Origin of the sequence: Heyndrickxia sp. FSL W8-0423, from assembly GCF_038009395.1 — a bacterium.
Classification (GTDB): Bacteria; Bacillota; Bacilli; order Bacillales; family Bacillaceae_C; genus Heyndrickxia; species Heyndrickxia sporothermodurans.
Map to the genome: position 1 here is coordinate 1,744,073 of NZ_JBBPBE010000001.1, position 26,707 is coordinate 1,770,779.

A 26,707-nucleotide genomic window follows, 5' to 3' on the forward strand; every position below is an offset into this window, starting at 1 on the left:
TTAAAATGTTTAATTAGCGGATAAAATCCTCAGCTGTTGTATATATATTATTTGACTCAAAGGGACCTATTTTTGAAACAAATAATTTAGAGGATTTAGCTAAGTTTTTGAAAAAGGTCAACTAAAAATAGATGACCGAGGGAATGATCACTTTTTTCAAAATTCCAATTTTACTATAGTTTATACTTAACATGTTCAAAATTAAAAATCTATTATAACAGTATAGTCTTAGTGAACTGCATAAAATCAACTAAGTGATTGTCTATGATTTTTTGCAGAATCACTATACGGATCTCCTGATAATCATGGAGAGCGATATTTCTAAAACCAACCATCGATCACGTCATTTTTCATATATGGATCCACTCTCTTCAATATTTCGTAATATCTTCCAACCTTCTTCAAACATTAATTAAGTGGTACATTGTCCGGATTATCCGGATAGACAATTTGTATTAATTGATAGGGAGTTTTTTTATCGTTTACTTTTTCAATAGATCCCTTTTTTTCGTACGAAGCAAAATATTTGTTATTTATATTAATTAGATTCCATGTATTTTTATCTTCAATAATAATTTCAAACTTTTCCGAAGGGCTATTATTAGGATCATGTGCAATAATCCAAGTTTTTTTCCAATCTTCACTATGCTTCTTTTCATCCACTATTATTTGAGAATCTGTACCTTTATAGTACTCCTTATCGGCCTTTTTTGAAAAATAGTTCTTTCCACCTAGTGCAAGAAAAATTAGAACGAGCAATATTATCAACAGTAAATAAACTGATACTTTTCTTCTCAAGCGCTTACCTCCTAACATTTCGGTAAAACAAATCTACAAATCAAAAATTGCATTCAAAACTAAAAGTAAAAACCATAAAAAAATTAAAAAGCTTACAATAACTCTTCCCATTTTGAAGTCCGTTTTATTTTCGCTATTCTGCCGTTTTATCTTCCTATACAAGCCTTGAATTTTATTTTGTTTTTTGTTCTTGGTTTGACTGTCTTTCACACCGATTTTACTCCCTCTTTTATAATAATCGATAAAATAACTGCATGCTGAACAATTCTCCTAGAAATTAATTTCTAAAAGTTGTTTCATTTTACTAAATAAATCTTTATGTTTATCAATTGTTATGCGAGTTTTCTTTATTGATCCGACATCATTGTGTGTGAAGACAAAAGTACCGTCATTCAAAACGTAAAAAGCATAAGGAACTTTTTTTCCGGATTGTATCTTTTCACTTTCAAAAAAGTTAAATGAATAAGTGTTTTGAGTTTTCATTTCATCAAAGATGTATTGACTATCTGACTTTTTAACTTTAAGCCCTTCAACCATCGACAATATTTTTTTAACCATTTTTTTGTCTTTAACAATTTTCGTCATTTCTTCGGATGAAGAATTATCTACCACTTTTTGAATAAATATTGTACTTAAAGAATTTTTCTTATCTATTTTTATTTCTTCTTTATTTCCAGAACAAGCACACAGAAGTATAGACAAAATAATTAATAAACCTATAAAAGTATATTTACTCTTCAACAATTCTGACCTCCAGTGCTGACTTTTATATATAGTTCAACAAATAAACAGTAAAATCCTTTGAGTTTATCAAAACTTACTCTTCCTATTTCAATAATTTGTGCTTACATAACAAATATTTATAAATATCAAGAACAGACTAGGAAGTTTTTACAATTGATAATGATTTTCACCATAGATATAATAAGACTAACAGAAGGAAAATAGAAAGTTGGAAAGTTGTATGGCATTACAGATGTTAAATGATGTGGAATTGCAATTTTTGATTAATAATTCCGCGTTAACGAGTGAGGCAGCGACAGAGGATTCGTGGCTGATTAATCGGGAGAACCTATCAATAGTGATAGATGATTTAACAGAACGGTTGCAGTCTCCCCAAAGAGTGATTACTGCAGCTCAATTATCCAAGAATTATAGCTTTGCATTACTTGTTCCCATATTGTATTCAATGACAGTTTTTCAAAAGGGTATTGACGCAAGCGGTTCTAATAGTTTTGTCGAATTATCTAAAGAGGGCGTTTACTCGCTTCATATAAAGGAAATGTCGTTTGAAAGTTTTGAACCTGGTGAAAGAAATGTATGGCGGGATAACATTCTACAAAAATTGTTTAAAGATAATCTGTCTCTTCTCCACAAATCACTTTCAACATTAACAAAAATTCCGGAATCGATTCTTTGGGAAAACGTGGCATCCTATATTTATTGGTTATATGAGTTCCGCCTTCGACAAGAAGATACCGTAAGTCCATTTATCAGTGAAGATTTTCGCTATATTGTCATGGACGCACCTGGATCGGTATTTGGAAAGGATTATAATCCAATCAAAAATTGCTTTAAATTTATTGAAAAAGAAGATAAAACTATCGTTAGAATTCGTAAAACCTGTTGCTTAACATATAAATTACCGGGTTCACCCGTATTTTGCGGTGACTGTCGACTAAATCCGGTAAACAAGTACGATACAGCATGTAAACCAACACATATATTTGGATAGGAACAGTGGACCAAGTCCACTGTCCCGCTAAGTCAATTAGTTCACTTCAATTGTCCAATCAAATGGATCCGGTTCCGTTCCGTTTTGAATATTTGTGATGGTTTCGTATAATTTTTTTGCGATTGGTCCAGTTTCTCCGTTATTAATAACTAGTTTTTCCCCTTCGTAATTTAATTCACCGACTGGAGAGATAACGGCAGCTGTTCCTGTGCCAAAAATTTCTTCAACCCATCCCTTTTGATAGCTTTCATAAATTTCATCAATCGAGATTCTTCGTTCACTCACTGGAACCCCCCAATGTTTTAAAAGCTGGATGACAGAATCTCTCGTCACACCCGGTAAAATACTTCCGTTTAAAACAGGAGTCACGATTTCTCCGTTGATTTTAAAGAAAATGTTCATACTACCAACTTCTTCAATATAGCGTTTTTCAACCCCATCTAACCAAAGAACTTGAGAATAGCCGATTTTTTCCGATTCCTCTTGGGCTTTTAAGCTTGCTGCATAGTTTCCGGCGGTTTTTGCCTTTCCTGTTCCGCCTGCTACTGCACGGACATAGTTGCGTTCAACATAAATTCTCACTGGATTTATTCCCTCTTTATAGTAAGAACCAACAGGGGAGAGAATGATCATTAAGCGGTATGTTTTCGATGCAGCTACACCAAGATATGGTTCGGTTGAAATAATAAATGGACGAATATAAAGCGACGTTCCTTCTGCAGATGGCACCCAATCTTTTTCTAAGCTGATTAATTGTTTTAAAGCTTCTAAAACGAATTCTTCATCAATTTGTGGTATACAAATTCGCTCATTGGATAAATTTAATCGTTCCATATTTTTTTCAGGTCTGAAGAGGAGGATCTTATCTTCCTTCGTTCTATAGGCTTTTAGACCTTCAAAAACGGTTTGTCCATAATGAAAAATCATTGCGGCCGGATCTAAACTAACTGGCTGATAGGGCGTGATGCGCGGATGATACCATCCTTTGTCAACAGAATAATCCATGATAAACATATGATCCGTAAAGATTCTTCCAAATTCAAGCTGATTCGTCTGAGGCTTTTCCTTTTTTGATTCACTTCGGATAATTTCAATCTGACTATGTTCCATTGCTTTCCCTCTTTTACTGTGAAGTATTAAAATATTTGATTTCTTATCATTATTTCACTATTCAAGCGATTTGTCATTAGTAAATTGGGTATTTCATACAATTAAATATTTCCAAGTTTAACCGGTTAGCGTACTGGGAAAGATGCTGGATAAAGACTATTATAGCGGAGGGAACACATGGAAAAGGGATATCGGTTATTAGGAGCTTCAATTTTTGTTGGAGGAATATTGATGCTAATTGCTACTGTGCTGCATCCACCATTAGTGAATCCTTATGATGGACAGACGGCTTTTCACGGCTACAGCCATTCCCGTTTATGGATGTGGGACCATATTTTAATGCTTCTCGCCACTTTTCTGTGGTTACTTGGTTTAGCGGGAAGTAGATTCTATTATTCGGCTGGGAAACTGTCTTCTAAATTAGGATCATATTCATTCATTGTTTCTATAAGTATTTGGATTATCATCCTTTCAGCGGAGCTAACGATTCTGCCCATTATTGGAGAAGAAGTCATTCAAAACGATGGATCGACATTATTCAAAGTGTGGGAATCGGTTTTTTCCTTTTTATTGTTAGCAGGTTATTTTGCGGTTGCCTGTGGGTGGATTGGTGTTTTTTTATATGGATGGGGAATGCGTAGTGTAAAAACGGAGCATTTCTCTTCATTGTTTAATAATAGTGCATTGTATTCCGGGCTGATCGGTTTGATTGGAATTATCATCACATGCATATCATTTCCAATCGGTTATATTGTCATTCCCCTTACATCTGGACCACCCTTTATTTGGACGATGTTGTTAGCTGTAAAAATGTTAAGGAAACAGGTTGAATGATATGCTGATCGTGTTTATATACGACCATATGATTGGAGCTGGCTAAAGTACCTTTCAATGTATCTTGGTCTCTATTCCTACTTTTTTGACCCCCAAGATTGCCTTTCGTAACACATCTTGGGCTTCATTCCACCTTTTTGTCGACCAAGATTCCTTTTCGCAACACATCTTGGGCTTCATTCCGCCTTTTTGTCGACCAAGATTGCCTTTCGTAACACATCTTGGGCTTCATTCCGCCTTTTTGTTGACCAAGATTCCTCCTCGCAAAGCATCTTGGTCTCTATTCCATCTTTTTGCCTCCCAAGATTCAATTTCTTAACGTATCTTGGTCTTCAATCCTTCTTTTTGAATTGTTAATGCTCTAATAGCTTTAGATTGAGTTGATTAGCAAAGCAAATACTAGATCTGGGAGCAGATGCAGCCTGTGAAAAATGGAAAAACAGTTCTAAAGCCCTTAGGATATTTAAAAGCTTTTGTAGTATGAAAGGATGGTTCACTAATTTTGTATCCTCCGTGGTAATACATCTATTACAAGACTTTTATCAGTCATTAAATTAAGAAAAAAGAGCTGACCCTAGCAACAGGTTCAACTCTTTATCGATGAATTCTTATTCAACTTCTTCCTCTTCAACACGATTTTTAAACGCTTCTCTTGTCACGATGAATTCTTCATCACCGATAGCCTCTTTTGAATGTTTCTCAGTTAAGCTGTTTTGTGGGAAATTACCCGGATGTCCTTTTTTCTTATGATTAAAACCAGTCCCTCTAGCCATTTTTCCACACACCTGCCTTCTTAAGTGATATCATTCCTGATTAGATTCTCCAAAAATCGTTACATTATCACGTTAAATTTCCATCAAGGCAAAATCAAGAGAAAATAGTTTGAATTTTGTCAAAAATAACAACCGAATCCTACATCTATATAAAGCAAATTCGATATAATAAAAGTAAGAAATTAAACGAAAGGGTGACTGTTATGGACTTTTTTAGATTAACGGAAGATCGGATTCGTGAAGCATATAAAAATGGGGAATTTAAAAATTTACCAGGATATGGAAAACCACTTCCGGACGATGAGCTAGCTAACATTCCGGAAGATTTACGCATGGCCTATAGGATTATGCGTAATGCAGGATTTTCCCCTGAAGAAGCATCGGTGAAAAAAGAACTAATGACGATCGAAGACCTCATTAAACAAAGCAAAAATGAACTAAATAAAGAAGAACTCACCCACAAGCTAAATGAAAAAATGTTAAAGTACAATGAACTTGTATCGAAAAAAGGAGGGAAAACGAATTCCTCCGTATTTAAAAACTATGAGCAAAAAATAGAAAAGAAATTTTTGAAATAGAAAGATGTCGAAGTTTTGCTGTTTTACTCTAAAAAAATCCATTTCTTTGTCGATATAAAGGATAGAAATAAGATTTTGGAAAATTAGGGTGAAGTAAATGGACAAAACATCGGTAATTGGGGTTATTTTAGGAGTAGTGGCAATCGGCGTAGGAATGGTTATGAAAGGCGTCCCCCTAAATGCATTAGTAAATCCCGCTGCATTTTTAATTATTATTTTAGGAACCATTGCTGCGGTAACGATCGCTTTTCCTACGAGTGAAATAAAAAGAGTGCCAAAATTATTTGGCGTCATCTTTAAAGAAAAGAAAAATATGAGTGAAAAAGAAATCATCAATCTTTTTTCTGACTGGGCACAAGTAGCGCGAAAGGAAGGATTACTTGCGCTTGAAGCGAAATTAGAAGAGGTGGAGGACCCATTTTTAAAAAATGGACTTAGTCTGGCGGTTGATGGACAAAGTGCTGAATATATTCGGGATGTGTTAAGTGAGGAAATTGATGCGATGGAAGGTCGGCATCAAGCGGGAATTGCCATTTTTTCACAAGCGGGGACATATGCTCCTACACTTGGCGTACTCGGTGCGGTACTTGGACTTATTGCTGCACTAGGAAATATGGGGGATACGGAAAAATTGGGACATGCAATTTCTGCTGCCTTCATTGCCACATTGCTTGGGATATTTACCGGGTACGTATTATGGCATCCATTCGCCAATAAACTGAAACGAAAATCCAAAGAAGAAGCAAAAAGGAAGGAAATTATGCTCGAAGGAGTACTATCCATTCTTGCTGGTGAAGCTCCGAAAGTCATTGAGCAAAAATTAGCCTCCTATCTTCCTGTTGGAGAACGGAAAAAGCTGTTAGAAGAAAGTAGTGAAGCGAATGAGTAAGAAAAAGAAAAGAAAAAATCACGATGAAGGGCATCCTGATGAATCTTGGTTACTTCCTTATTCCGATTTAATGACATTACTATTAGCTTTATTTATCGTATTATTTGCTTCAAGTACAGTCGATGCGCAAAAATTTCAGCAGCTTTCTAAAGTATTCAACGGCATTTTTTCTTCTGGTGTCGGTGTGATGGATTATTCTAATCCACAGCAAGAGAACAATTTTCAATCAACAGTTCCGCAGAAAAAAACTGAAGCTAATAAAGAAAAGACAAACGCAGATCAAAAAGCTGCAGATGAAGAAAAAGAGAAGTTCAACCAGCTAAAGTTAAAAGATCATGAAGAATTAGCAGAAGTACAAGCTAAGATAAACAAATATATAAAAGAAAACAATTTATCAGGAAAGTTTGCTACATCGTTAACAACGGAAGGATTGCTGCTAACGATACGGGATAATGTCCTTTTCGGTTCGGGAAATGCGGACATTACAGGAGAAAATATAAAAATTGCAAAAGAAGTGTCTAAATTACTTGTAATGGATCCACCTAGAAACATTCTTATCAGTGGCCATACAGATAATGTGCCGATCCATAATTCTAATTTTGAATCTAATTGGGAATTAAGTATGATGAGGGCCTATAACTTCATGAAAGTTATTTTGCATAATAAACATTTAGAGGCAAAAAACTTTAGTGTTAAAGGGTATGGTGAATACCAGCCAATCGCATCAAATGCGACTGAAGAGGGCAGAGCCAAAAATCGTCGCGTTGAAGTGCTTATCCTTCCAAGAGTCAAATCAAATTAACGAGCTTTTTGTACATCGGTACAGAAAGCTTTTGTTTTTTAGAAGAAACATGTAGAAATATTTTCGACAGTATTTTCGAAACCTAATAGAGGTACTGATCGAGAAAAGCCTTTATTTCTTAGGAAATATTAAAACTTAAAGCTGTTTGTTTACAGACTTTTCAACAATTAGCTGTCATTATTCAACATCCATTCCAATGAAATATGTTGAATAATGTATGGTGAATGTAAGGAAATATTTTTGCTATAACGTAGAAATAACGATATGATGATAGTGTTCATAATATAATTATTCGATATAAATATAGATAAGTGTTATTTTGAAAGGAAGATGTAAGTTGATCACATATAAATCACAACGTGAAATCGATATGATGAAAAAAGCGGGTGAATTACTTGCAAGTACCCATAAGGAAATTGCCAAAATGATTAAACCTGGTATAACAACATGGGAAATTGAAGAATTCGTCAATGATTATTTGAAAAAGCATGGTGCTACTCCTGAACAAAAAGGCTATAAAGGCTATGAATTTGCCACTTGTGCTAGTATAAATGATGAAATCTGCCATGGCTATCCGCGAAAACAGCCACTTCAAGAGGGGGATATTGTTACGATTGATATGGTCGTAAATTTAAACGGTGCACTAGCAGATTCAGCGTGGAGTTATCCAGTCGGAAAAGTAAGTGAACAAGCACAAAAATTATTAGATGTAACAAAGGAAGCATTATATAAAGGAATCGAACAAGTAAAAGTCGGAAATCGCATCGGCGATATCGGTCATGCCATTCAATCTTTTGTAGAACCACATGGTTTTTCCGTTGTTCGAAATTTCATCGGTCACGGAATTGGACCAACAATTCACGAAAAACCTGAAGTACCTCATTTTGGATTACCTGGCAAAGGACCTCGCATTAAAGAAGGTATGGTATTTACGATTGAACCGATGGTAAATATCGGTGGATTCGAAACGAAAATGGACAACAACGGGTGGACGGCCCGAACAATGGACGGCACATTATCTGCCCAATACGAGCATACAATTGCCGTAACAAAAGATGGAATTATTATTATAACTGATCAAGATTAAAGCCTCAGATGTGAGGCTTTTTTTTCTAGGAATTTAAAAAGAATGAAACCAGTTCTCGAAAAGATTGGATGCGAGAAGGAAAGGGTAGAAATCCGAGCTCAAGTGCACGAATCCGCAAGATTAATAAAGGGATTCGCCTTTCCATTGATGAAATAGTAGATAGGAATATTTCAAAATGGAGGGGATTAAAATTGATTAGAGGAATACTCATTTTCGTCTTTATACTTTTAACAGCATGCTCAAATCAACAGGAGAAAGAAAATTCTTTCGAAGCAGAAAAAACGATCACAAATCAACAGCCACAACCGATTTTACAAAAATTAAATGTTCCATGGGCGATGGCGAAACATAAAGATACCTTTTACATTAGTGAAAGAGATGGAACAATAGTGTCATGGAATGAAACAACTAATCAATTACATCGATCCCAAGTAAAAACTACTAAACCGATCCATCACGAAGGGGAGGGAGGCTTTCTTGGGATTGAATTAACTCCAAATTTTGAAGAGTCCCATCAAGCATATGCCTATCACACATACCAGGAAAATGGAAATACGTTTAACCGTGGGATTCGTATTCAAAAAAACGGAGAAACATGGGTTGAGGTTGCATCTTTACTAGAAGATATCCCTGGTTCAAACATCCATAATGGTGGTCGCATAAAAATTGGCCCTGATCAAAAACTTTATGTAACTATTGGAGATGCAGCTGTACCGGAAAATGCACAAAACCTAAATTCTCTATCGGGGAAAATTTCACGAATGGAATTGGATGGAAGAATTCCAAGCGATAATCCATTTAAAAATAGTTACATCTATTCCTATGGACATAGAAATCCACAAGGACTTGCATGGGATGAGCATGGAACGATGTATAGTACCGAGCATGGACAAAGTGCACATGACGAAATTAATCTGATTAAGCCTGGAGCCAATTATGGGTGGCCAATCATTGAAGGAAATACACGCCAACAAGGGATGGAGACACCTATATTTCAAACAGGCGACACGACATGGGCACCTTCAGGAATTCAATATAAGGATGGAAAATTATACATTGCTACACTTCGGGGGGAAAAACTAAGGATATTTGATCTAAAAGAAAAAAGTTCTACTTATGTAAGAGGCGATTTTGGAAGAATACGGGATGTTTATATCGAACGGGATAATTTGTATTTTATTTCCAATAATTTAGATGGCCGAGGTACACCATCTGCTGATGATGATCAATTATGGAAGGTAGATATAAAAGAGATTAGATAGGCGGACACTAGTTCCGCTATTCGTGCAAAAATGGGTCATTTACCTATTTTTGCAAACACAGAATCCGCTATTCTGCAAAAAAGCAGTAATTTTAAATGTTTTTTTGCAAATAGCGTACCCAGTGTCCGCTTAGCCCCTAAATTAGGGTCATTTTAAAAGAATAACGGATTCTATGTCCACATTAGGTTTTCTTGTCCTGCATCAACAAGACTACTTACGCAAATTCCCCAGTTCCTCTACGATGGCTTGCATTTCATTTGGACTGAATGTGTTTTTTTTCATAACCATTTCGTAAATATCATGTAAATCTTCATAAATATCTTCATTGTATTGTGAAGAGTTAATTGCATCCGCATTAACCATTCGTAATTTTGTTGTGATTTGGGAAATCATGTATTGAATATTTTCAGTTGATTTAATTGTAAGATCCACAAGTGTCATCCTCTCATTTTTTCATAAAAGATAATACTATCTTTCCACGAATTAAAATAGGTGTCAAATACATATTATGTTTTATTGGAAGAGCTAGGGGGAAGATAAATTACAAATAACTGAAAGATATAGCATTTTTTTATGAGGTGAAAAAATGGGGAACTCAAAAATAATTCGGGACAAGAATTTCATCATTTCGCTCATTAAACATTCAACGTACAATGATATCACTGGTTTGGCCGCACAATTAGCTTATTTTTTTCTGTTATCTTTATTCCCATTACTTCTCTTTGTAGTAAGTCTGCTACCTTATTTGCCGATTAATTTGGATGATATTTTAAACGTATTACGTAACTTTGCTCCAAAACAAACATTAACTATGATTGAATCAAACTTAGCGGACATACTGAACAATCGAAGAACAAGCTTACTTTCGTTTGGAATTATCGCGACATTATGGTCGGCGTCTAAAGGAATGAATGCAATTACAAAAGCGTTGAATCGAGCGTATGAAGTAAAAGAAACCCGTTCGGCGATTGTTGCACGAGCCATGTCGGTTCTTTTAACACTTGCGATGATATTTGTTTTTTTACTTGCATTGTTATTACCGGTTTTTGGTGAATATATCGGTTTTTATATTTTTAAACTGTTTGGGCTTTCCGAACAATTTACACATATTTGGACAGCCTTAAGATGGGTTATCAGTCCTCTCATATTATTTGTAGTTTTTGTTGGTATTTACTATTTTGCTCCGAATAAAAAAATTAAGTGTCTAGCTGTTTTTCCAGGTGCTGTTATCGCTACAGTTGGATGGGCAATTGTCTCATTAGCGTTTTCCTTTTATGTAAGTAATTTTGGCCACTTCTCAACGACGTACGGAAGTTTAGGTGGGATTATTGTTCTTATGTTGTGGTTCTATTTCAGTGGAATCATTTTAATCGTCGGGGGAGAAATCAATGCATTGATTGCGGCGAAAAAGAAAACTTGCTAAGGCTGTCAATAAATAACGGGGAAGCTTCATGGAAAACGAAACAAACTATTAATGAAAAAGAAATACAGTTGAAGGGAGAGATGGACATGGGTAAAAAAACAAAACAAAACAGTAAGCAAAAACCTAAAGGCAAAACTTCAGGATCTGCAAACGGACAAAATGGCTATCATTAATGTAAAGCGACCTCTTCTGTAGAGAGGTCGCTTAATTTACTCTACATTTCTAAAATGAGAGAAAGGGAAAAAAACGAACTCACTTTTTCCTATAATACTCTGTTTTCGTATAAAGCCTAAACCATTTCTGCTATCTTCGCTTTTTAAACGGTTATCTCCCATGACAAAATATTTATTATGCGGTACTGTAATTGGACCAAAATCACCAGTCAAATTACTTCCCTCTTTCACGGCTAATTTTAGGTTTTGTGAAAGGTAAGGCTCTTTACATAAAACTTCATCTATAAATAATTTATCATTTTCCATGACAATTTTTTCTCCTGGAAGACCAATTATCCGTTTAACATAATTCTTTTCTTTCCCCTTAATGATGACGATATCTCCCCTATGATAACGGTCGTTAACATTGAATTTATTTACAAAAACTTTTTCTTGATCATGTAATGTAGGTTCCATCGATTCACCTTTTACTGTATAAGGAGCAAAAAAGAATGTTCTTGTTACAAAGGCAATTCCCAAAGCAATAATTAATGCTTTTCCCCAACTTTTCAATTCCTTTTTTGTTTTACGTTCCATTAAATCAACTCCTTTCGTCTTTCTTATAAAATAATCTATTCTACATGTTCTGTTAAAATCCTTTTTGTTTAATAAAAACAAAGAAGCCCTCAATCAGTATCGATGAGGTGCTTCCTACTAATTCTTTTATCCCCGAAGACATCTCAGACCATTCAAAATCACCAAAATGGTGCTGCCTTCGTGTCCGACAACCCCTAATGGGAGGTTTAAAAACTGTAAAAAATTAGAGGCGATTAAGAGCAGGATAACCGTTAATGAAAAGATAATATTTTGTTTAATGATTCGATTCATTTTTTTCGATAAACGGATCGCTTCTGCAATTCGAGATAGATCATTTTTCATTAAAACGACATCTGCCGTTTCCATTGCAACATCGCTACCTTCTCCCATGGCGATTCCGATATTGGCAGTTGCAAGGGCGGGAGCATCATTTACACCATCACCAACCATTGCAACGACTCCATATTTATCTTTAAGCATTTTCAATGAAGAAACCTTTGTTTCAGGTAAACATTCAGCAATATATTCATCAATGTTGGATTGCTGAGCGATGTTTCTTGCTGTATTTTTACTATCGCCTGTTAGCATAATTGTTCGAATACCTTCATTCTTCAACAATATTAACGCATGTTTTGATTCCTTTCGAACGATATCTTGAAGACCAATTGCAGCAACAATTCCAAGCGAATCTTTGACATAAACGACCGTTTTACCATCATTTTCAAGTTTTATTGCTACGCCATTTTCAAATGCCAATGCATTTTCTTTTCCAACGAAATCTTTTTTACCAATCCACCATTCTCGATGATGGAGCCAGCCTTTTAATCCCCACCCTGGGATATCTTTAATTTTCTCTGGTTGAAGTAGTGGATGATTATGTTCTTTTTTCCAAAAATCCACGATTGCTCGTGCTAACGGATGATTGGAGCGATTTTCAATTGACGCAATGATGTGCAAAAGATTCGTATCATCCTTATCCGCACGAACAATAATATCCGTAACTTCCGGTTTTCCTTTTGTAAGTGTCCCAGTTTTATCAAAAGCAATGGCTTTAACATGACTTAAAGCTTCCAGATGAACACCGCCTTTGAACAAAATTCCATTCCTGGCACCATTCGAAATAGCAGATAAGGTTACCGGCATAATCGATGCAACCAGGGCACAGGGAGAAGCGACAACTAATAGGATCATCGCCCGATAAAAAGTTGTTTTCCAACTCCAATCAAATAGAAAATGTGGGACAATCATCATGATCAAAACGACAAGCAATACAATTTTTACATATAAACTTTCAAATCGTTCAATAAAAAGCTGGGACGGTGATTTTTCACTTTGTGCAGACTGAACGAGATCAATAATTTTTTGAAACACAGTTTCATTTGCTTGCTTCATCACTTCAACAATTACTGATCCATTTATATTGATAGTACCGGCAAATACTTCTGCACGTATTCCTTTCGTGACCGGAACAGATTCACCTGAAATAGTTGACTCATCAATCGTTGTCGTTCCTTCGATAATTTGTCCGTCTGCCGGAATTCTTTCTCCCGGCTTCACAATAATGTGATCGCCCACTTCTAAAAGAGAAACGTGTATGACTTTTTCCTGACCTTGGATAATTCTTGTTGCGGTTTCCGGTTGAATATCTAATAAGGAGGAAATTTCCTTTTGGCTTTTATTCATCGTATAAGTTTCAAGCGCTCCACTTAATGAAAAGATAAAAATTAGAATCGCGCCCTCAGTCCAGTAACCGATCACCGCTGAGCCGATAGCGGCAAGAATCATCAACATTTCGACATTTAATTCTTTATTTTTTACTGTATCTACGATTCCTTCTTTCGCTTTTGCATAGCCCCCAATGATAAATGCTAATAGGTAAAACGCTATCGAGAACGTTTCATGATTCCATTGGGAAGATAGCCATCCAATGAAAATGAAAAGACCACTTAGAAGTGCAGCAATCAGTTCGATATGTTCAAAGAGTCTATCAAAACGAGATGATTCAGTTAATGAAATTTCCCTACTCGTTGATGCGATTTGCCCTTGTGCCATGAGTATCCCTCCTTAATTGAGAAAAAGAATCAAATTCAATACCCCTATAAAATGACGAAAGCTGTCATCTCAGGGAAAGATGACAGCTGTACTTGCTTTATCATTATTTTCTATATCGTATCATATTCAGAAGCATGCGAAAAGTTTTTTCTATTGTGAAATACCCGAAAATATTTCCTTCTTTTTCGAAGTACGGAATGTACATAATGATAAAAGAATAATCAACAACATAGCGCTAATCAAATAGAAGAAACTTGCCCCTTTTATGTGCTCTATTATAAGTCCCGCCAAAAAAGGACCGAGCATGCTTCCTAAGCTAAATAAGATTCCGCACATAATATTTCCAGCAGGTAATAACGTTTTTGGCAGTAAATCGGCCGCATAACTAATTCCTAATGAAAACGTGGAACCGACTGCCATCCCTGCAAAAAGAAAGCAAAGAAGTAACCCAAGGACTGAATGACTCACAAATCCTGCAGCGATAAAACAAAGGAATCCGATAAAAATTACGGTAATTAGTGTGTTTTTACGACCGAAGCGATCGCTAATCATTCCGAGTGGCAATTGGGTAATAAGCGTGCCGATTGCAAAAGCTGGAACAATGATTGAAACTGATTCCACATTAAACCCATTTCTTAAAGCAAAGACAGGGAAGCTGCTATTTAAAGATGCTTCCATAAACCCAAATCCGAAAGGCGGGAGTAGGGCCACCCACGCATATTTCCACACCTTCCCGAATCGTTTAAATGTTCCGAGAAAGGAAACAGATTCTGTATCTTTTTCGGGAAAGTCGTTTTTTAACGTAATAACGGTAAACGTTAAAATTAAGCTTAGTGCAGATGTAATCATAAACGGCAAAGACTCACTTATTTTCACTAAGTTTGTTAAAGACGGACCAAATGCGAACCCTAAACTGAAAAATAAACCGTACAGTGAAATATTTCTTCCAAGTTTTTCTTTAGATGAAAAAGAAGTGATCCATGTTTGGGTTGCGAAATGCAGCGTATGGTCGCCAATCCCGATTAATAATCGCAAAATAAACCAAAACCAAAAGGATTTCCAAACGGGAAATAAAAATAGTGTGAGTGCTACAGTGAAGCCCCCAATTAATATTAATGGTTTGTAACCGACTTTACGTAAGGGCGCCTCCATTATGGGAGAGGCAATAAGTACGCCGATATAAAGTGCGGTAGCATTTAACCCATTTAATGAAGATGCCATCCCATCATTTTCAAAGATAACCGCAATTAATGGCAATAACATTCCTTGAGAAAACCCTGATATCGCGACAATACTAACTAATATCCAAAATCGATACTTATCTGTTTTAAACATTGAAGCAAAACTCCTTATAAAAAAGACTTTCTATCAGTGATGTTAACTGTATACCGAACAATTGGCAAGATATTAATTATTTTGAACATACTGATTGGAATAAAATGTACATAAAATATAGCCAAAATAAAAGATTTGAGTAGAAAGATTAGGGAAATATAAATAGAAATAAGAAAAAACCAACCTATATCCAAAATTTTATCTTTAAAAAAATGGAATTTTATGCTATAAATTTTTTATTAAAAAACTTTACAGGCCAACCCGAATAATTTATTCATTCATGCTTCAACAAAACAAAAAAAGGAAAATAACTAAACTGAAAAATGAGTGAATGGAAAATGAATAATTATTCAAAAAATGAATAAATGGTGCCTGACACCGGGAGGATAAAGATGAATAGAGTTTTTGCGTTTATGGTTTTTATCGGGGTTCCGATTTCGGTTATTGGTTCTTTATTGCATTGGCCGAGTGTGCTTATGTTTATCATTTATTGTTTGACGATTATTGCATTGGCTAGTTTTATGGGACGAGCGACTGAAAGTTTGGCAATTGTGGCCGGTCCTAGGATTGGTGGGTTGTTAAATGCAACATTTGGAAATGCGGTTGAGCTCATCATATCTATCTTTTCCCTTCAAGCTGGTTTAACGGGAGTTGTATTGGCTTCGTTAACGGGGTCCGTTTTAGGAAATTTATTACTCGTAGCAGGGATGGCCTTTTTCATTGGCGGGGTCAAATACAAAAGGCAGAAATTTAATGTGTATGATGCAAGGCACAATTCAGGGCTGTTAATTTTTGCTGTGATTGTCGCCTTTGTGATTCCCGTTGTCTTTTCAATGAATTTAACTGAAGCGAAAACGATGAATTTAAGTGTTGGGATTTCCATCACCTTGATTATTCTTTATCTAGCAGCATTATTTTTTAAACTTGTTACACATCGTGGGATTTATCAAGATCCAGATTCGAAGCAAGAAGAACATGAAGAGGAACCGGAATGGGGGAAAGGGAAAGCGATATTAGTGTTAGCAATTGCTACATTAGCTGTTGCCTATGTATCCGAAAACCTTGTTCATACCTTTGAGGCTGTGGCAAAAAGTTTTGGGTGGAGCGAACTCTTTATTGGGATTGTTATTGTCGCCATTGTCGGAAATGCAGCTGAACATGCTTCTGCTATATTAATGGCGTACAAAAATAAAATGGATATCGCCGTTGAAATCGCATTTGGCTCCACGCTGCAAATTTCGATGTTCGTTGCCCCAGTCCTCGTTATTCTTTCGTTATTTTTCAATCCAAGCATGCCATTAGTCTTTACGCTTCCCGAATTAGTCGCAATGGCAACCTCGGTCTTACTAACAATCGTGCTTGCAAATGACGGAGAAACAAACTGGTTTGAAGGTGCGACTTTACTTGCCGCTTATATAATAATGGGGATCGGATTTTATCTGTTATAAGCAATACAAAAAGCCTCTAAGCACAATCAATCATTTGCTTAGAGGCTTTTACCATTCAATTTTCATATAAAATTACAGCACGGTTTTTAAAAAAAGTAAGATTACAGAGAACTACCTCTATATTCATTCCCCCTTTATGAGCCTAAGTGCTGCTAACGACCCTCCTTTTAAATAAGTTAAATATAGTATATATCGCTAATTGAAATTTGTAAATATTCAGATTCAATTTCTTTTAAAAAATAAATATTTTTTTACAGTGGATAATAATTAATGGAACGGAAAAAAATAAGAACAAAACATTGAAGGGTAAGAAAGGAGCACTCCAAATATGAAATGGCAACGAATTCTTCTTGTGTTTTTATTAATCCTATTATCAGCTTCACCATCTGCAATGGCAAATAACAAGGTTGACCAATCTGTTAAGAAAATGGAACAAGTGAAAATTCCTTCTCATGTGTTAGACATAGCGAAAGAAAATACGTATCCGAATCCGACACAGGATTTGCCCTATTTACAACCAAGTGAATTTACGCAAAAAATTATCAAAACATCAAAGGTGAAAATTGAAAACCCGAACCTAATTCGAATGCTCAACGAAACATCTGTAAATAATTCACCATTCTCCTTAGGTCTTCGAGCAACGATCTATTTAGGAGAATGGCCGCTTAATTACGATTCAATTGAAACCGCACCAAACTGGCAATATCAAAAAATTAATACGAATTATTTTGATAATCGCGGAGGGAAAACAAATTACAAAATTCATTACGTACAAGAATCTCAAAAAGCAGTAAGGGGCGGGCTCACAGCAAAAGTAGCGAAATCAGAAGATGTTCGAAAGATGATGCTCCTGAAGGCAATGGAAAAAACACAATTACCTCTTTCTTTTGACACGATTATCGGTGCTGGTACGAAAAAAGATCACTATTACAATGTACCAGCTAAGCGACTCGGGTATTTGTATGGCTATGCACCCGCTATTAATGAAAAAGGAAAAGTTACGTATGGGGAAGTATACCTCGTACTAAAAGGAACAAAAAAGAAAATCATCGTTAAAAACGTTACATCACAAGGAATCGGTGCGTGGATTCCAGTTCAAGATCATATATCCTTTGGTTTCCGAGCAACGGAACATCCATAAATAGGTCAATAATCAGAAGGCCAAATCTTAATTGATTTGGTCTTTGGTGTTTGTGGATCATAGAATCTGGTTTGAGGCGCATGGAACTTGATTAGTGGATCATAGAAAGTTATATGTGGACCATAAATACATTTTCGAACGGCGGATTTTCGGTTTGTGGATCATAGAATTTAGTTTGATCCGCATGGAACTTGATTAGTGGATCATAGAAAGTCATTTGTGGACCATAAATACCTTTTCGAACGGCGGATTTTCGGTTTGTGGATCATAGAATTTAGTTTGATCCGCATGGGATTTGATTAGTGGATCATAAAAAGTGATTTGTGGATCAAAGGCACCTTTTCGAACGGAGAATTTTCAGTTTATGGATCATAGAATGAAGTTTGAGCCGCATGGAACTTGATTAGTGGAGCATAAAAAGTTATTTGTGGATCAAAGGCACCTTTTCGAACGGAGAATTTTCAGTTTGTGGATCATAGAATGAAGTTTGAGCCGTATGGAACCTGATTAGTGGATCATAGAAAGTTATTTGTGGACCATAAACACCTTTTCGAACGGAGAATTTTCAGTTTGTGGATCATAGAATCAAGTTTGAGCCGCATGGAACTTGATTAGTGGATCATAGAAAGTTATTTATGGATCATAAACACCTTTTCGAACGGTGGATTTTCGGTTTGTGGATCATAGAATCAAGTTTGTGTCGCATAAAACTTGATTAGTGGATCATACAATTTGATTTATGGATCACAGAAATATTTTTAACGATTAAATAATGAAAAAACCACATCTAATTGATTTGATCATTTAATATCCACAGAACGGAACTGAGGTTAGTGTTTTTTAAACATTGGAACTTAAGAATTTTAGATTTTACAAAAGAAAAATAAATAGATTGAAAAAAACAGTCAATGCCACATTGTCTGTTTTTTCATTTAGTAGGAGGAATTTTGGTTTCGAATAGGGAATTTATTTGAACAAAACAATTAGCATTTGGAGGGGGGGACAAAAAGTGGATACGATTGAATTAATTCAGGTAAATAAAGAAAATTTAGATGATCAAGGATGTTATTGCCTACGTAGCAAACCAAATTCCACGGGCTACATAAATAAAAACAAATGGCTAACAGGAAGACTTAATGAAGGGTTAAAGTACATAAAACTAATGGAAAATAACAAACCAGCAGGATTTATCGAATACACACCGATTGAATATTCTTCACGCGTTGTCTATGGAGAAAATTATTTAGTAATCCATTGCTTATGGGTAAATATAACAGGAAAAGGGTATGCATCAAAATTAATCCAAACATGCATCCAAGATGCAAAAGAACAAAAGAAAGATGGTGTCATTGTCGTAACGAATCCCGATACTTCCTGGACACCAAGTAAGGATATTTTTATAAAAAATAACTTCGTTGAAGTTGATACTGCGCCTTATGGTTTTGAACTACTTGTTTATAAATTTGGGCATTCACCTGATCCGTATTTTCCAAACGATTGGGAGGAACGATTACAACCTTTTGAAAATTTAACAATCCTTCGTACACAACAATGTCCGTTTGTTGATATAGCGACTGAAAATATGATTAAAGGAGCAAACCAACTCGGGATTCGTGCAGAAATTATTGACATACAAAGCAGGGAAGAACTGCTGAGACTTTCGCCTACACCTTATGGCATCTATGGAGTTATCTATAAAAGTAAATTCATTTCCTTCCATCGATTGACCGTTCACTCAGCAATGAAACGTCTGAAAGAATTAATCTAATTTGACGTATGATGAAATAGGGAAAGAAGAAAGTTATTTGAGGGGGAAAAATAATGATTTATAGTAAAACAGAAAAAACGATAGAAACAGATAAATTACTTCTACGTCCATTTAAAGAATCTGATGCAAATAATGTTTCCATCATGTGTAATAATTATAATCTATACAAAAGCACATCGAATTTACCGTATCCTTATACTTTGGAATGTGCGCTTACATGGATAGCAAGTCATGAGCAAAACTTTGAATTGGATTGAAAGTATGAATTTGCAATAACAGACAAAAATAGCGGACAACTATTTGGAGCGATCGGTATTTCAAACCATAAGCAAGACAAAAATGGCGAAATGGGGTACTGGATTGGAGAAGAATTTTGGGGAAATGGATATGGAACCGAAGCGGCTAAAGCAGTAATCGAATTTGTTTTTAAAGAGAAGGATTACCATCGGGTTTATGCACGTCATTTTAAATCAAATCCCGCATCCGGAAAGATCATGAAAAAGTGTGGAATGATATACGAGGGCACCCTAAAAGACCATATTTATAAAAACGACTCGTTCGAAGATGTTGTTTTGTATGGAATTATTAATCTGATGAGATAATAGTTTCAGATTGACATCCAAAAATTTTTTGAATAAACTATTAACAATCAAAGGCAATGAAGAGAAAAAGTAAAATGCTTTGTTTTTTGACAGAGAGCTTCGGTAGCTGAAAAGAAGTAAAAACACTCATTTGAACAATGGTCTCTGAGCTTCGTACTGAACGTACTTTGTATTAGTAGGATACGACGAGTTTTGGCACTCGTTATCAATGTCACAGTATAAGAGTAACTTTGTTTACTCCGTACTTGCTGAGGCAAATGGTGTGAGCCATTTGCGAAATAAGGTGGTATCACGTGGAATATAAACCTCGTCCTTAACGATTACAGTTAAGGCGGGGTTTTTTTGTTTTACCAAAAACATAAAGGAGGATTTATTTATGAGTATTTTTATTGGCGGTGCTTGGGTTTATGCGAATGGCTCATTACATCTTGGACATCTATCTAGTTTGTTATCTGGGGATATTTTGGCTAGATATTACCGTTTAAAAGGTGAAAAGGTCTTGTATGTTTCGGGGAGTGACTGCAATGGGACACCGATCACAATAAAAGCAAAACAAGAGGGTGTGTCACCAACACAGATTGCTGATCAATATCATGAAGAATTCAAAGATTGTTTTACAAAACTAGGATTCACATATGATGTTTACACAAGAACTGATACAGCGCATCACCATCAAATCGTTCAAGAAATATTTTTGAAATTACTTAAAAAGGGACTTATTTATAAAAAAACAATTGAACAAACATATTGTGAACATGATCAGCAATTTTTACCTGATCGGTATGTTGAGGGGATTTGTCCCCATTGTGGTGCAAAGGCACGCGGTGACCAATGTGATGTTTGTTCAAGTGTTTTAGAACCGCTTGAATTACTGGATAGAAAATGTAAAATTTGTGGGAATCCACCCACAACAAGAGAAACGGAGCATTTTTATTTTGCTTTAAGTTCTTTTCAAAAAAGATTAGAAAGCTATACACATGAAGCTGAAAAAAATAAACTTTGGCGGGAAAATGCTATTTCATTGACTAAAAGATACTTAAAAGAAGGTTTGCAGGACCGAGCAGTTTCAAGGGATTTACCTGTCGGAGTAAGTGTTCCGGTTGAAGGCTATGAAGATAAGAAAATCTATGTTTGGATTGAGGCAGTGGCGGGATATTACACAGCAAGTAAGCTGTGGGCAAAAGAAACGAATAATGATGACTCAACATTTTGGAATTCTGATGCGACTTCTTACTACGTTCATGGGAAAGATAATATTCCATTCCATTCGATTATTTGGCCAGGGATTTTGTCCGGCATCGGAGAAAAAGCGCTGCCAACGCATATTGTTTCAAATGAATACATGACATTAGAAAGGAAAAAATTGTCCACAAGTAAAAATTGGGCAGTTTGGATTCCGGATATTTTAGAAAGATACAATCCCGATTCTATCCGTTATTTTTTAACGATCAATGCACCGGAAAGTCGTGACGCTGATTTCTCTTGGAAGGAATTCATATACAGTCATAATAGTGAATTATTGGGAGCGTATGGGAACCTCGTTAATCGGACATTGAAATTTATACAAAAATCTTTCGATGGGATGATACCTGATAAGGAGATTTCCACATCTATTCAAAATAAAGTGGAGCAACTATATGATGAAGTAGGATATTGTATTGAGAAGTTCTCTTTTAAGCAGGGTTTGGAAAAAGTGTTCGAAGTGATCAGGTTTTCGAATAAATATTTTGATGAGCAACAGCCGTGGAAACAAATTTACGATACGCCCGATACATGTAAACAAACTATTGCAAATTGTGTGTATCTGATTGCCAATTTAGCACATATTTTAACTCCGTTTCTTCCTTTTTCAAGCGGAAAGGTAAAGGAAATGTTGAATATAGCGGAAGTAAAATGGAGGCCATTCCAGGTTCGATCGCAGCAATTGTTAAGTGTAGAACCGTTGTTTGAGCGAATTGATCTGGCAAGAATTGAAGAAGAACTTGAACGATTAAACAAGCAATCAAGTTAAATAAATTGCCAAAATATTTAATATTTCTCTTGATTACCCGTATACAATCGTATACAATGCGATTATAAACAACGTATACAATCGTATACGAAAGGAGGTCTTTATGTGAAAAACGAAGAATTTAAAGAAAGGCACCATCGTGGGGATGTTCATAAACGAAGAGACCATCACATGCACGGGCGAGGTGGGGCAAAAACATTCCGCCGTGGAAGAGCGATTGCATTTTTAGAAACGTTGAATCTCAAACGAGCGACATTAAAGCAACAATTAGAAACTCCAGAGCTACAAACGATCAACCCCATTTTAGTCGGTGAATTAAAAGCGGTTGAAACGGTAATCAACGAGTTTGTTCAATTATTTGAACTTCACGAATTTGAAGAAATGGAAGCAGAAAATAAACAGGTAGCAGGAAAAACTTCTTTATCTGAGGAATCTCTAAATAATGAACATTAAAGCAATGATTAAATCTATTTTTGAAAACGATAAAAAGGAGAACAAATATGACTAAATCTGAAAAATGGAAAGAAGTAGATCTTTATTTTACATCTAAACTTCACGCGTCAGATCCAGTAATGGATTCGATACTTCAAGCAAATGCAGAGGCCAATTTGCCAGCGATTGATGTTTCTCCCAATCAAGGCAAGCTGCTTCACTTACTTGCAAAGTTAAAAGCCGCAAAGTACATTTTAGAAATTGGTACACTCGGTGGTTATAGCAGTGTTTGGCTAGGTCGTGCATTACCAGAAGATGGGCGTCTCATCACACTTGAATATGAACAAAAACATGCCAAAGTGGCTGAAAAGAACATAAGAACAGCAGGGTTAGAAAATAAAATTGAAGTAATTGTAGGTCCTGCATTAGAATCATTACCAACACTAAAAGATAGAGGATTTGCAAACTTCGATTTAATTTTTATTGATGCCGATAAGCCAAACAACCCCCATTATTTAAAATGGGCATTGGAATATTCCAAATCAGGAACAGTAATCATTGGGGATAATGTCGTTCGAAAAGGTCGTGTCATTGAGGACAATATTGAAGATCCAAGTATCCAAGGAATACGTCAATTCATTGATCTTTTATCAAAAGAACCCCGAATTGATTCAACAGCGATCCAAACGGTAGGTAGTAAAGGGTATGATGGATTTGTTTTGGGGATTGTAAAATAGCAATGCATGAGAGCTGCATATTAACAGCTCTTGTTTTATTTTTGTTCATTATATTATACAATTTTATGTAAACTTTTTTCTACTTATGCATTATTCGGAACCTGACTCATTTTAGAAGATGGAAATATCAACGTGTTTATAGTTTATGTACACTCAGTTAAAGAGTAAATATAGATAATCATTTGTAATAAGCAGGGAGGCTACTGTGAATGAAACCACTGCAGGCAGAATTAATGATTCTTATTGTAACGATCTTTTGGGGTTCATCTTATCTTTTTATGAAATTAGGACTGGATTCACTAGGAGAGTTTAATTTAATTGCGCTTCGGTTTGGATTAGCCTTCCTTTTTGCAGGAGCCATTTTTCACCGTAAATTTCTACGCATGAGTAAAGAACTACTCAGTTATTCCATTTTACTCGGCTTTATATTATTTGTGATATTTACGGCAGTAACTTTTGGCTTAAATACAACAACTACATCGAATGCCGGATTTTTGATCAGCTTAACGGTTGTGTTTGTCCCACTGATTAACACAATAATTTTAAAAAATAAAATAGAATGGAAGTTCATTTTCAGCACAGCAATGGCGATAACCGGAATTGCGCTTCTTACTTTACGAGCGCCATTTTCGATGCGTATTGGAGATCTTTTATGCATTGTGGCAGCCCTATTATATGCACTACATATTATTATCGTAGGATATGCTACCAAGAAAGTAGACGCCTTACAACTCGGCATAATACAGTTAGGGTTTGCTGGTTTTTTTGGTCTCATATTTTCCTTGCTCTTTGAAACTCCGAGATTACCAAACACATCCCAAGGTTGGATTGCGATACTTGTACTTAGTATTGTTTGCAGCGCCTTCGGTTTCATCTTACAGGTAATCGCCCAAAAATATACCTCGCCAGATCGAACAGGTCTCATTTTCTCATTAGAGCCTGTGTTTGCAGCTTTGTTTGGATATTTGTTTGTACATGAAGTTATGTCGTTTAAAGGTATGATCGGCGCGATCCTAGTGTTCCTTGGGGTGGTACTGTCAACGACTAAAATGAAGTATAAACAAAGAAATTTGGATAGGGGGATAAATTGGAAAAATTAAGAAAAGGACTAGTCAATATGACAAATACAGATTTAGGGGTTCATCAAATGAAAGGGTTAATTGGTGAAGTCTATCGCTTGTTCACATTTCATGGGCAAAAACTCCTTTGTTTTTAGTGGTATTATAGCTTTTTGACTTAAGGTAAGTATAATTCGCATCAATTACGGATGAGCTATAATTACCAGCCACGACCCAATCCTTGTAATTGGTACATCTTCCAGACCATTCAACATTACCAAAATAAGATCCATTAACTACTATTTGTGCGTCCCAACTCGTTGTCATATTAATTGATATTGGAGTTCCGGCTACATTCCAATCGCCTCTAGCGGCTTGCATAGCTCCACCAATTAGGGGGTCTGAATTTAAAAAACCTGAGTTAGTCTTTAAATAAAGTTTAGTTGTCTTGTGTTTTCCTCCCAACAATGAATAAGCAAAAACTTCATTACCTATTCCAAAAACTAAAAATGAAACTAGTAAAACGGAAATAATCTTAAACTTTTTCATTTACTCAACCTCCTATTTTTGTATTCTAGTAGTATATTCAACATAAAAATGGGAATTCTTCTTAATTTTGTTGAAAATTCTAAAAAATTATAGCAATTAAATTTCTCTGTGTGCTAATATATATATAATTGTGAAAATTGATAAAAAGGTGTGTGAAGTAAATGAAATTTGCTATGTATTTAAGATTGACAATATTGTTTTTTATAATTATCTTATCAGGATGTTCCTCAAAATCTTGGGTAGCAAACTTTGTGAAGTATAATGATGTTATTTATCATGTTTCGGATGAGAAAATTGAGAGAGTTGGATACAAACTAGCTGAAGTAAAACAATATATAGATGTAGAAGGAGATATACCTAATTTATCCTCAAATGAATATAGAGAGGGTACTGAGATATATTCTATAGATGGCATCGATACTAGACAAGCTATCGCAGTAAAAGTAGGTAAAAATAAATATATAAAACTTGTATCCAATGATAAAAAGTAATATTATCCTAGTGGAATTTCTTGCACATATTGACACTTTCCTAATTATGGGCAACCTTTATAACTCTTGCTCAGGTACAGGACCCCGATGGAAACCCAATACAAATAGTTTGTAAAAGAAAAAAATAAGTTTTTTCCATAACTCGTGTAAGAGCTATGATCAATGTGATTGTAGTCCTTTTCTAGCATACATATAGCAACTTTTTTACTAACGGGGCAGATTCATTCAATTGTATAAGTTTTGTTCCCTACATATTTTCTTGAGTAATGCCCGACAGCCAGTTGAAACAAGACTATATGTTTCTTCAAAGTCACCTGTGAAAAATGGATCGGGTATATCTTTCCTGTCTTTAGTCAGGTCTAGTAATCTAATAATCTTTGGATGATTAGGTTTGCCGGTTATATTATAAATATCTTTTATGTTACTCTTGTCCATACCAATAATATAGTCGAACTTCCTAAAGTCTTCTTTTGTTAGCGGGCGCCCGACAAGCCCATTAGAAGAAATATTGTATTTCTTTAGAATATCAAGAGTTCCTTGGTGAGGAGGTAAGCCGATTTGCCATGAACTAGTTGCAGCGGAATCAACTAAGATGATGTCGTTCAAATTTTCTTTCGTGACTAAGTCACGAAACAGAGCTTCAGCCATTGGTGAACGGCAAATATTCCCCAGGCATACAAATAAAACATTAATCATGTACTTTACCCCTTTTATCCCTTATTTTTATAAATACTATCTCAGGCACAGAACACCCAATTCATAATTACAAAATATGTATTAGATAGAAATTTGGAACGGCGAACGTATTCAGCCATTGTTATGAAGAAATAAGATTAACTGAATTTTGAAAAGTTAACTGAGATAAAGTGAAGTAAACGCTTGCATTTAAACATAAATATGCAGTAAAATTAAAATAACTCTATTTGGAAGAAAGGATACAGGAGAACTCGTATGCCAATATTTACTTTGTAATGATCAATAAATTGGATAGCATCACCCTCAAAAAACACAATGTTTTTTCTCAGGGGGTAGTATGCCCATTT

The 26,707-nt window shown here is 35.4% G+C and carries 27 protein-coding genes, 2 pseudogenes and 1 other annotated feature; of the genes and pseudogenes, 18 read left to right on the plus strand and 11 right to left on the minus strand.

Annotation, left to right across the window (positions count from 1 at the left end):
• Positions 1–212: 212 nt before the first annotated feature.
• The 3 genes and pseudogenes from MKY81_RS08740 to MKY81_RS08750 all read right to left on the minus strand — a co-directional run.
• A pseudogene (locus tag MKY81_RS08740) lies at positions 213–338 on the minus strand (HepT-like ribonuclease domain-containing protein); the annotation flags it as partial.
• 70 nt (positions 339–408) lie between these two features.
• On the minus strand, positions 409–798 hold the full coding sequence (locus MKY81_RS08745) for a hypothetical protein (protein WP_066232399.1): 390 nt from the start codon (positions 796–798) through the stop codon (positions 409–411).
• 270 nt (positions 799–1,068) lie between these two features.
• Positions 1,069–1,539, minus strand: a complete 471-nt coding sequence (locus MKY81_RS08750) for a hypothetical protein (protein ID WP_108073133.1) — start codon at positions 1,537–1,539, stop codon at positions 1,069–1,071.
• Positions 1,540–1,762: 223 nt separating this feature from the next.
• Between MKY81_RS08750 and MKY81_RS08755 the strand changes: the two genes are divergently transcribed.
• On the plus strand, positions 1,763–2,533 hold the full coding sequence (locus MKY81_RS08755; RefSeq protein ID WP_341117579.1) for an IucA/IucC family C-terminal-domain containing protein: 771 nt from the start codon (positions 1,763–1,765) through the stop codon (positions 2,531–2,533).
• A gap of 36 nt (positions 2,534–2,569) precedes the next feature.
• Here MKY81_RS08755 and MKY81_RS08760 read toward each other — a convergent pair whose 3' ends face one another.
• Positions 2,570–3,643, minus strand: a complete 1,074-nt coding sequence (locus MKY81_RS08760) for a branched-chain amino acid aminotransferase (RefSeq protein ID WP_341117580.1) — start codon at positions 3,641–3,643, stop codon at positions 2,570–2,572.
• A 177-nt stretch (positions 3,644–3,820) separates the two neighbouring features.
• On the opposite strand from MKY81_RS08760, the gene MKY81_RS08765 reads away from it, so the two are divergent.
• Positions 3,821–4,477, plus strand: coding sequence for a hypothetical protein (locus MKY81_RS08765; protein WP_235598338.1), 657 nt, complete (start codon positions 3,821–3,823; stop codon positions 4,475–4,477).
• Between the two features lie 608 nt (positions 4,478–5,085).
• Here the strand turns inward: MKY81_RS08765 and MKY81_RS08770 are convergent.
• Entirely contained in the window at positions 5,086–5,250 is a 165-nt protein-coding gene (locus MKY81_RS08770; protein WP_165797714.1) for a hypothetical protein, read from the minus strand.
• A gap of 203 nt (positions 5,251–5,453) precedes the next feature.
• On the opposite strand from MKY81_RS08770, the gene MKY81_RS08775 reads away from it, so the two are divergent.
• The 5 genes from MKY81_RS08775 to MKY81_RS08795 all read left to right on the plus strand — a co-directional run bounded on the left by MKY81_RS08775 (position 5,454) and on the right by MKY81_RS08795 (position 9,868).
• On the plus strand, positions 5,454–5,828 hold the full coding sequence (locus tag MKY81_RS08775) for a DnaJ family domain-containing protein (protein WP_066232387.1): 375 nt from the start codon (positions 5,454–5,456) through the stop codon (positions 5,826–5,828).
• A gap of 97 nt (positions 5,829–5,925) precedes the next feature.
• Positions 5,926–6,717 carry a flagellar motor stator protein MotA gene (gene motA / locus MKY81_RS08780; RefSeq protein ID WP_108073137.1) on the plus strand — a complete coding sequence of 264 codons (792 nt, stop codon included), beginning with the start codon at positions 5,926–5,928 and terminating at the stop codon, positions 6,715–6,717.
• A complete protein-coding gene (motB, locus tag MKY81_RS08785; RefSeq protein WP_066232382.1) occupies positions 6,710–7,519 on the plus strand; it encodes a flagellar motor protein MotB in 810 nt (269 codons plus the stop codon). The genes motA and motB overlap by 8 nt, the downstream gene beginning before the upstream one ends.
• A 337-nt stretch (positions 7,520–7,856) precedes the next feature.
• Positions 7,857–8,606, plus strand: a complete 750-nt coding sequence (gene map / locus MKY81_RS08790; protein ID WP_066232380.1) for a type I methionyl aminopeptidase — start codon at positions 7,857–7,859, stop codon at positions 8,604–8,606.
• A gap of 68 nt (positions 8,607–8,674) precedes the next feature.
• On the plus strand, positions 8,675–9,868 hold the full coding sequence (locus MKY81_RS08795; RefSeq protein WP_341117582.1) for a PQQ-dependent sugar dehydrogenase: 1,194 nt from the start codon (positions 8,675–8,677) through the stop codon (positions 9,866–9,868).
• Positions 9,869–10,078: 210 nt separating this feature from the next.
• On the opposite strand, the gene MKY81_RS08800 is transcribed toward MKY81_RS08795, so the two are convergent.
• Positions 10,079–10,300 (minus strand): DUF1128 domain-containing protein, encoded by a 222-nt coding sequence (locus MKY81_RS08800; RefSeq protein WP_341117583.1) that lies wholly within the window; start codon positions 10,298–10,300, stop codon positions 10,079–10,081.
• Between the two features lie 154 nt (positions 10,301–10,454).
• Between MKY81_RS08800 and MKY81_RS08805 the strand changes: the two genes are divergently transcribed.
• Positions 10,455–11,291, plus strand: a complete 837-nt coding sequence (locus MKY81_RS08805; protein ID WP_341117584.1) for a YihY/virulence factor BrkB family protein — start codon at positions 10,455–10,457, stop codon at positions 11,289–11,291.
• On the plus strand, positions 11,285–11,464 hold the full coding sequence (locus tag MKY81_RS08810; RefSeq protein ID WP_066232371.1) for a hypothetical protein: 180 nt from the start codon (positions 11,285–11,287) through the stop codon (positions 11,462–11,464). The genes MKY81_RS08805 and MKY81_RS08810 overlap by 7 nt, the downstream gene beginning before the upstream one ends.
• 36 nt (positions 11,465–11,500) lie before the next feature.
• On the opposite strand, the gene lepB is transcribed toward MKY81_RS08810, so the two are convergent.
• The 3 genes from lepB to MKY81_RS08825 all read right to left on the minus strand — a co-directional run bounded on the left by lepB (position 11,501) and on the right by MKY81_RS08825 (position 15,427).
• The gene (gene lepB, locus MKY81_RS08815; RefSeq protein ID WP_108073143.1) at positions 11,501–12,040 is read right to left on the minus strand and encodes a signal peptidase I; all 540 of its coding nucleotides are present in this window, start codon (positions 12,038–12,040) and stop codon (positions 11,501–11,503) included.
• A 126-nt stretch (positions 12,041–12,166) separates the two neighbouring features.
• Positions 12,167–14,092 carry a heavy metal translocating P-type ATPase gene (locus MKY81_RS08820; protein WP_108073144.1) on the minus strand — a complete coding sequence of 642 codons (1,926 nt, stop codon included), beginning with the start codon at positions 14,090–14,092 and terminating at the stop codon, positions 12,167–12,169.
• 150 nt (positions 14,093–14,242) lie between these two features.
• Positions 14,243–15,427, minus strand: a complete 1,185-nt coding sequence (locus tag MKY81_RS08825; protein ID WP_341117585.1) for an MFS transporter — start codon at positions 15,425–15,427, stop codon at positions 14,243–14,245.
• Positions 15,428–15,819: 392 nt separating this feature from the next.
• Between MKY81_RS08825 and cax the strand changes: the two genes are divergently transcribed.
• From cax to MKY81_RS08865, 8 genes and pseudogenes are all read left to right on the plus strand, one after another.
• A complete protein-coding gene (gene cax / locus MKY81_RS08830) occupies positions 15,820–16,875 on the plus strand; it encodes a calcium/proton exchanger (RefSeq protein ID WP_066232360.1) in 1,056 nt (351 codons plus the stop codon).
• 328 nt (positions 16,876–17,203) lie between these two features.
• The gene (locus tag MKY81_RS08835) at positions 17,204–18,016 is read left to right on the plus strand and encodes a YfkD famly protein (protein ID WP_066232357.1); all 813 of its coding nucleotides are present in this window, start codon (positions 17,204–17,206) and stop codon (positions 18,014–18,016) included.
• Between the two features lie 1,009 nt (positions 18,017–19,025).
• A complete protein-coding gene (locus MKY81_RS08840; RefSeq protein WP_066232354.1) occupies positions 19,026–19,784 on the plus strand; it encodes a GNAT family N-acetyltransferase in 759 nt (252 codons plus the stop codon).
• Positions 19,785–19,837: 53 nt separating this feature from the next.
• Positions 19,838–20,386: pseudogene (locus MKY81_RS08845) on the plus strand (GNAT family N-acetyltransferase).
• 47 nt (positions 20,387–20,433) lie between these two features.
• Positions 20,434–20,704, plus strand: a binding site (T-box leader).
• 58 nt (positions 20,705–20,762) lie between these two features.
• On the plus strand, positions 20,763–22,397 hold the full coding sequence (metG, locus tag MKY81_RS08850) for a methionine--tRNA ligase (RefSeq protein ID WP_341117587.1): 1,635 nt from the start codon (positions 20,763–20,765) through the stop codon (positions 22,395–22,397).
• A 105-nt stretch (positions 22,398–22,502) separates the two neighbouring features.
• Positions 22,503–22,850, plus strand: coding sequence for a hypothetical protein (locus MKY81_RS08855; RefSeq protein WP_108073149.1), 348 nt, complete (start codon positions 22,503–22,505; stop codon positions 22,848–22,850).
• A gap of 47 nt (positions 22,851–22,897) precedes the next feature.
• Positions 22,898–23,566: an O-methyltransferase gene (locus tag MKY81_RS08860; RefSeq protein ID WP_066232344.1), complete on the plus strand. Its 669-nt coding sequence runs from the start codon at positions 22,898–22,900 to the stop codon at positions 23,564–23,566.
• A 209-nt stretch (positions 23,567–23,775) separates the two neighbouring features.
• Entirely contained in the window at positions 23,776–24,666 is an 891-nt protein-coding gene (locus MKY81_RS08865; protein WP_327991745.1) for a DMT family transporter, read from the plus strand.
• A gap of 81 nt (positions 24,667–24,747) precedes the next feature.
• Here the strand turns inward: MKY81_RS08865 and MKY81_RS08870 are convergent, their stop codons facing one another.
• Positions 24,748–25,173: a hypothetical protein gene (locus MKY81_RS08870; RefSeq protein WP_108073153.1), complete on the minus strand. Its 426-nt coding sequence runs from the start codon at positions 25,171–25,173 to the stop codon at positions 24,748–24,750.
• A gap of 161 nt (positions 25,174–25,334) precedes the next feature.
• On the opposite strand from MKY81_RS08870, the gene MKY81_RS08875 reads away from it, so the two are divergent.
• The gene (locus MKY81_RS08875) at positions 25,335–25,664 is read left to right on the plus strand and encodes a hypothetical protein (protein WP_108073155.1); all 330 of its coding nucleotides are present in this window, start codon (positions 25,335–25,337) and stop codon (positions 25,662–25,664) included.
• Between the two features lie 225 nt (positions 25,665–25,889).
• On the opposite strand, the gene MKY81_RS08880 is transcribed toward MKY81_RS08875, so the two are convergent.
• Complete coding sequence (locus MKY81_RS08880; protein ID WP_341117589.1) at positions 25,890–26,360, minus strand: low molecular weight protein-tyrosine-phosphatase; 471 nt, start codon at positions 26,358–26,360, stop codon at positions 25,890–25,892.
• Positions 26,361–26,707 lie beyond the last annotated feature (347 nt).

Bases quoted from the DNA above. Each gene is read 5' to 3' on its own strand.
- MKY81_RS08825 (WP_341117585.1), bottom strand. From the start codon at position 15,427: ATGTTTAAAACAGATAAGTATCGATTTTGGATATTAGTTAGTATTGTC.
- MKY81_RS08805 (WP_341117584.1), top strand. From the start codon at position 10,455: ATGGGGAACTCAAAAATAATTCGGGACAAGAATTTCATCATTTCGCTC.
- MKY81_RS08770 (WP_165797714.1), bottom strand. From the start codon at position 5,250: ATGGCTAGAGGGACTGGTTTTAATCATAAGAAAAAAGGACATCCGGGT.
- MKY81_RS08765 (WP_235598338.1), top strand. From the start codon at position 3,821: ATGGAAAAGGGATATCGGTTATTAGGAGCTTCAATTTTTGTTGGAGGA.
- motA (WP_108073137.1), top strand. From the start codon at position 5,926: ATGGACAAAACATCGGTAATTGGGGTTATTTTAGGAGTAGTGGCAATC.
- MKY81_RS08755 (WP_341117579.1), top strand. From the start codon at position 1,763: ATGGCATTACAGATGTTAAATGATGTGGAATTGCAATTTTTGATTAAT.
- MKY81_RS08870 (WP_108073153.1), bottom strand. From the start codon at position 25,173: ATGAAAAAGTTTAAGATTATTTCCGTTTTACTAGTTTCATTTTTAGTT.
- cax (WP_066232360.1), top strand. From the start codon at position 15,820: ATGAATAGAGTTTTTGCGTTTATGGTTTTTATCGGGGTTCCGATTTCG.
- motB (WP_066232382.1), top strand. From the start codon at position 6,710: ATGAGTAAGAAAAAGAAAAGAAAAAATCACGATGAAGGGCATCCTGAT.
- lepB (WP_108073143.1), bottom strand. From the start codon at position 12,040: ATGGAACGTAAAACAAAAAAGGAATTGAAAAGTTGGGGAAAAGCATTA.
- MKY81_RS08835 (WP_066232357.1), top strand. From the start codon at position 17,204: ATGAAATGGCAACGAATTCTTCTTGTGTTTTTATTAATCCTATTATCA.
- MKY81_RS08875 (WP_108073155.1), top strand. From the start codon at position 25,335: ATGAAATTTGCTATGTATTTAAGATTGACAATATTGTTTTTTATAATT.
- MKY81_RS08775 (WP_066232387.1), top strand. From the start codon at position 5,454: ATGGACTTTTTTAGATTAACGGAAGATCGGATTCGTGAAGCATATAAA.
- MKY81_RS08865 (WP_327991745.1), top strand. From the start codon at position 23,776: ATGAAACCACTGCAGGCAGAATTAATGATTCTTATTGTAACGATCTTT.
- MKY81_RS08880 (WP_341117589.1), bottom strand. From the start codon at position 26,360: ATGATTAATGTTTTATTTGTATGCCTGGGGAATATTTGCCGTTCACCA.
- metG (WP_341117587.1), top strand. From the start codon at position 20,763: ATGAGTATTTTTATTGGCGGTGCTTGGGTTTATGCGAATGGCTCATTA.
- MKY81_RS08795 (WP_341117582.1), top strand. From the start codon at position 8,675: ATGCGAGAAGGAAAGGGTAGAAATCCGAGCTCAAGTGCACGAATCCGC.
- MKY81_RS08760 (WP_341117580.1), bottom strand. From the start codon at position 3,643: ATGGAACATAGTCAGATTGAAATTATCCGAAGTGAATCAAAAAAGGAA.
- MKY81_RS08860 (WP_066232344.1), top strand. From the start codon at position 22,898: ATGACTAAATCTGAAAAATGGAAAGAAGTAGATCTTTATTTTACATCT.
- MKY81_RS08820 (WP_108073144.1), bottom strand. From the start codon at position 14,092: ATGGCACAAGGGCAAATCGCATCAACGAGTAGGGAAATTTCATTAACT.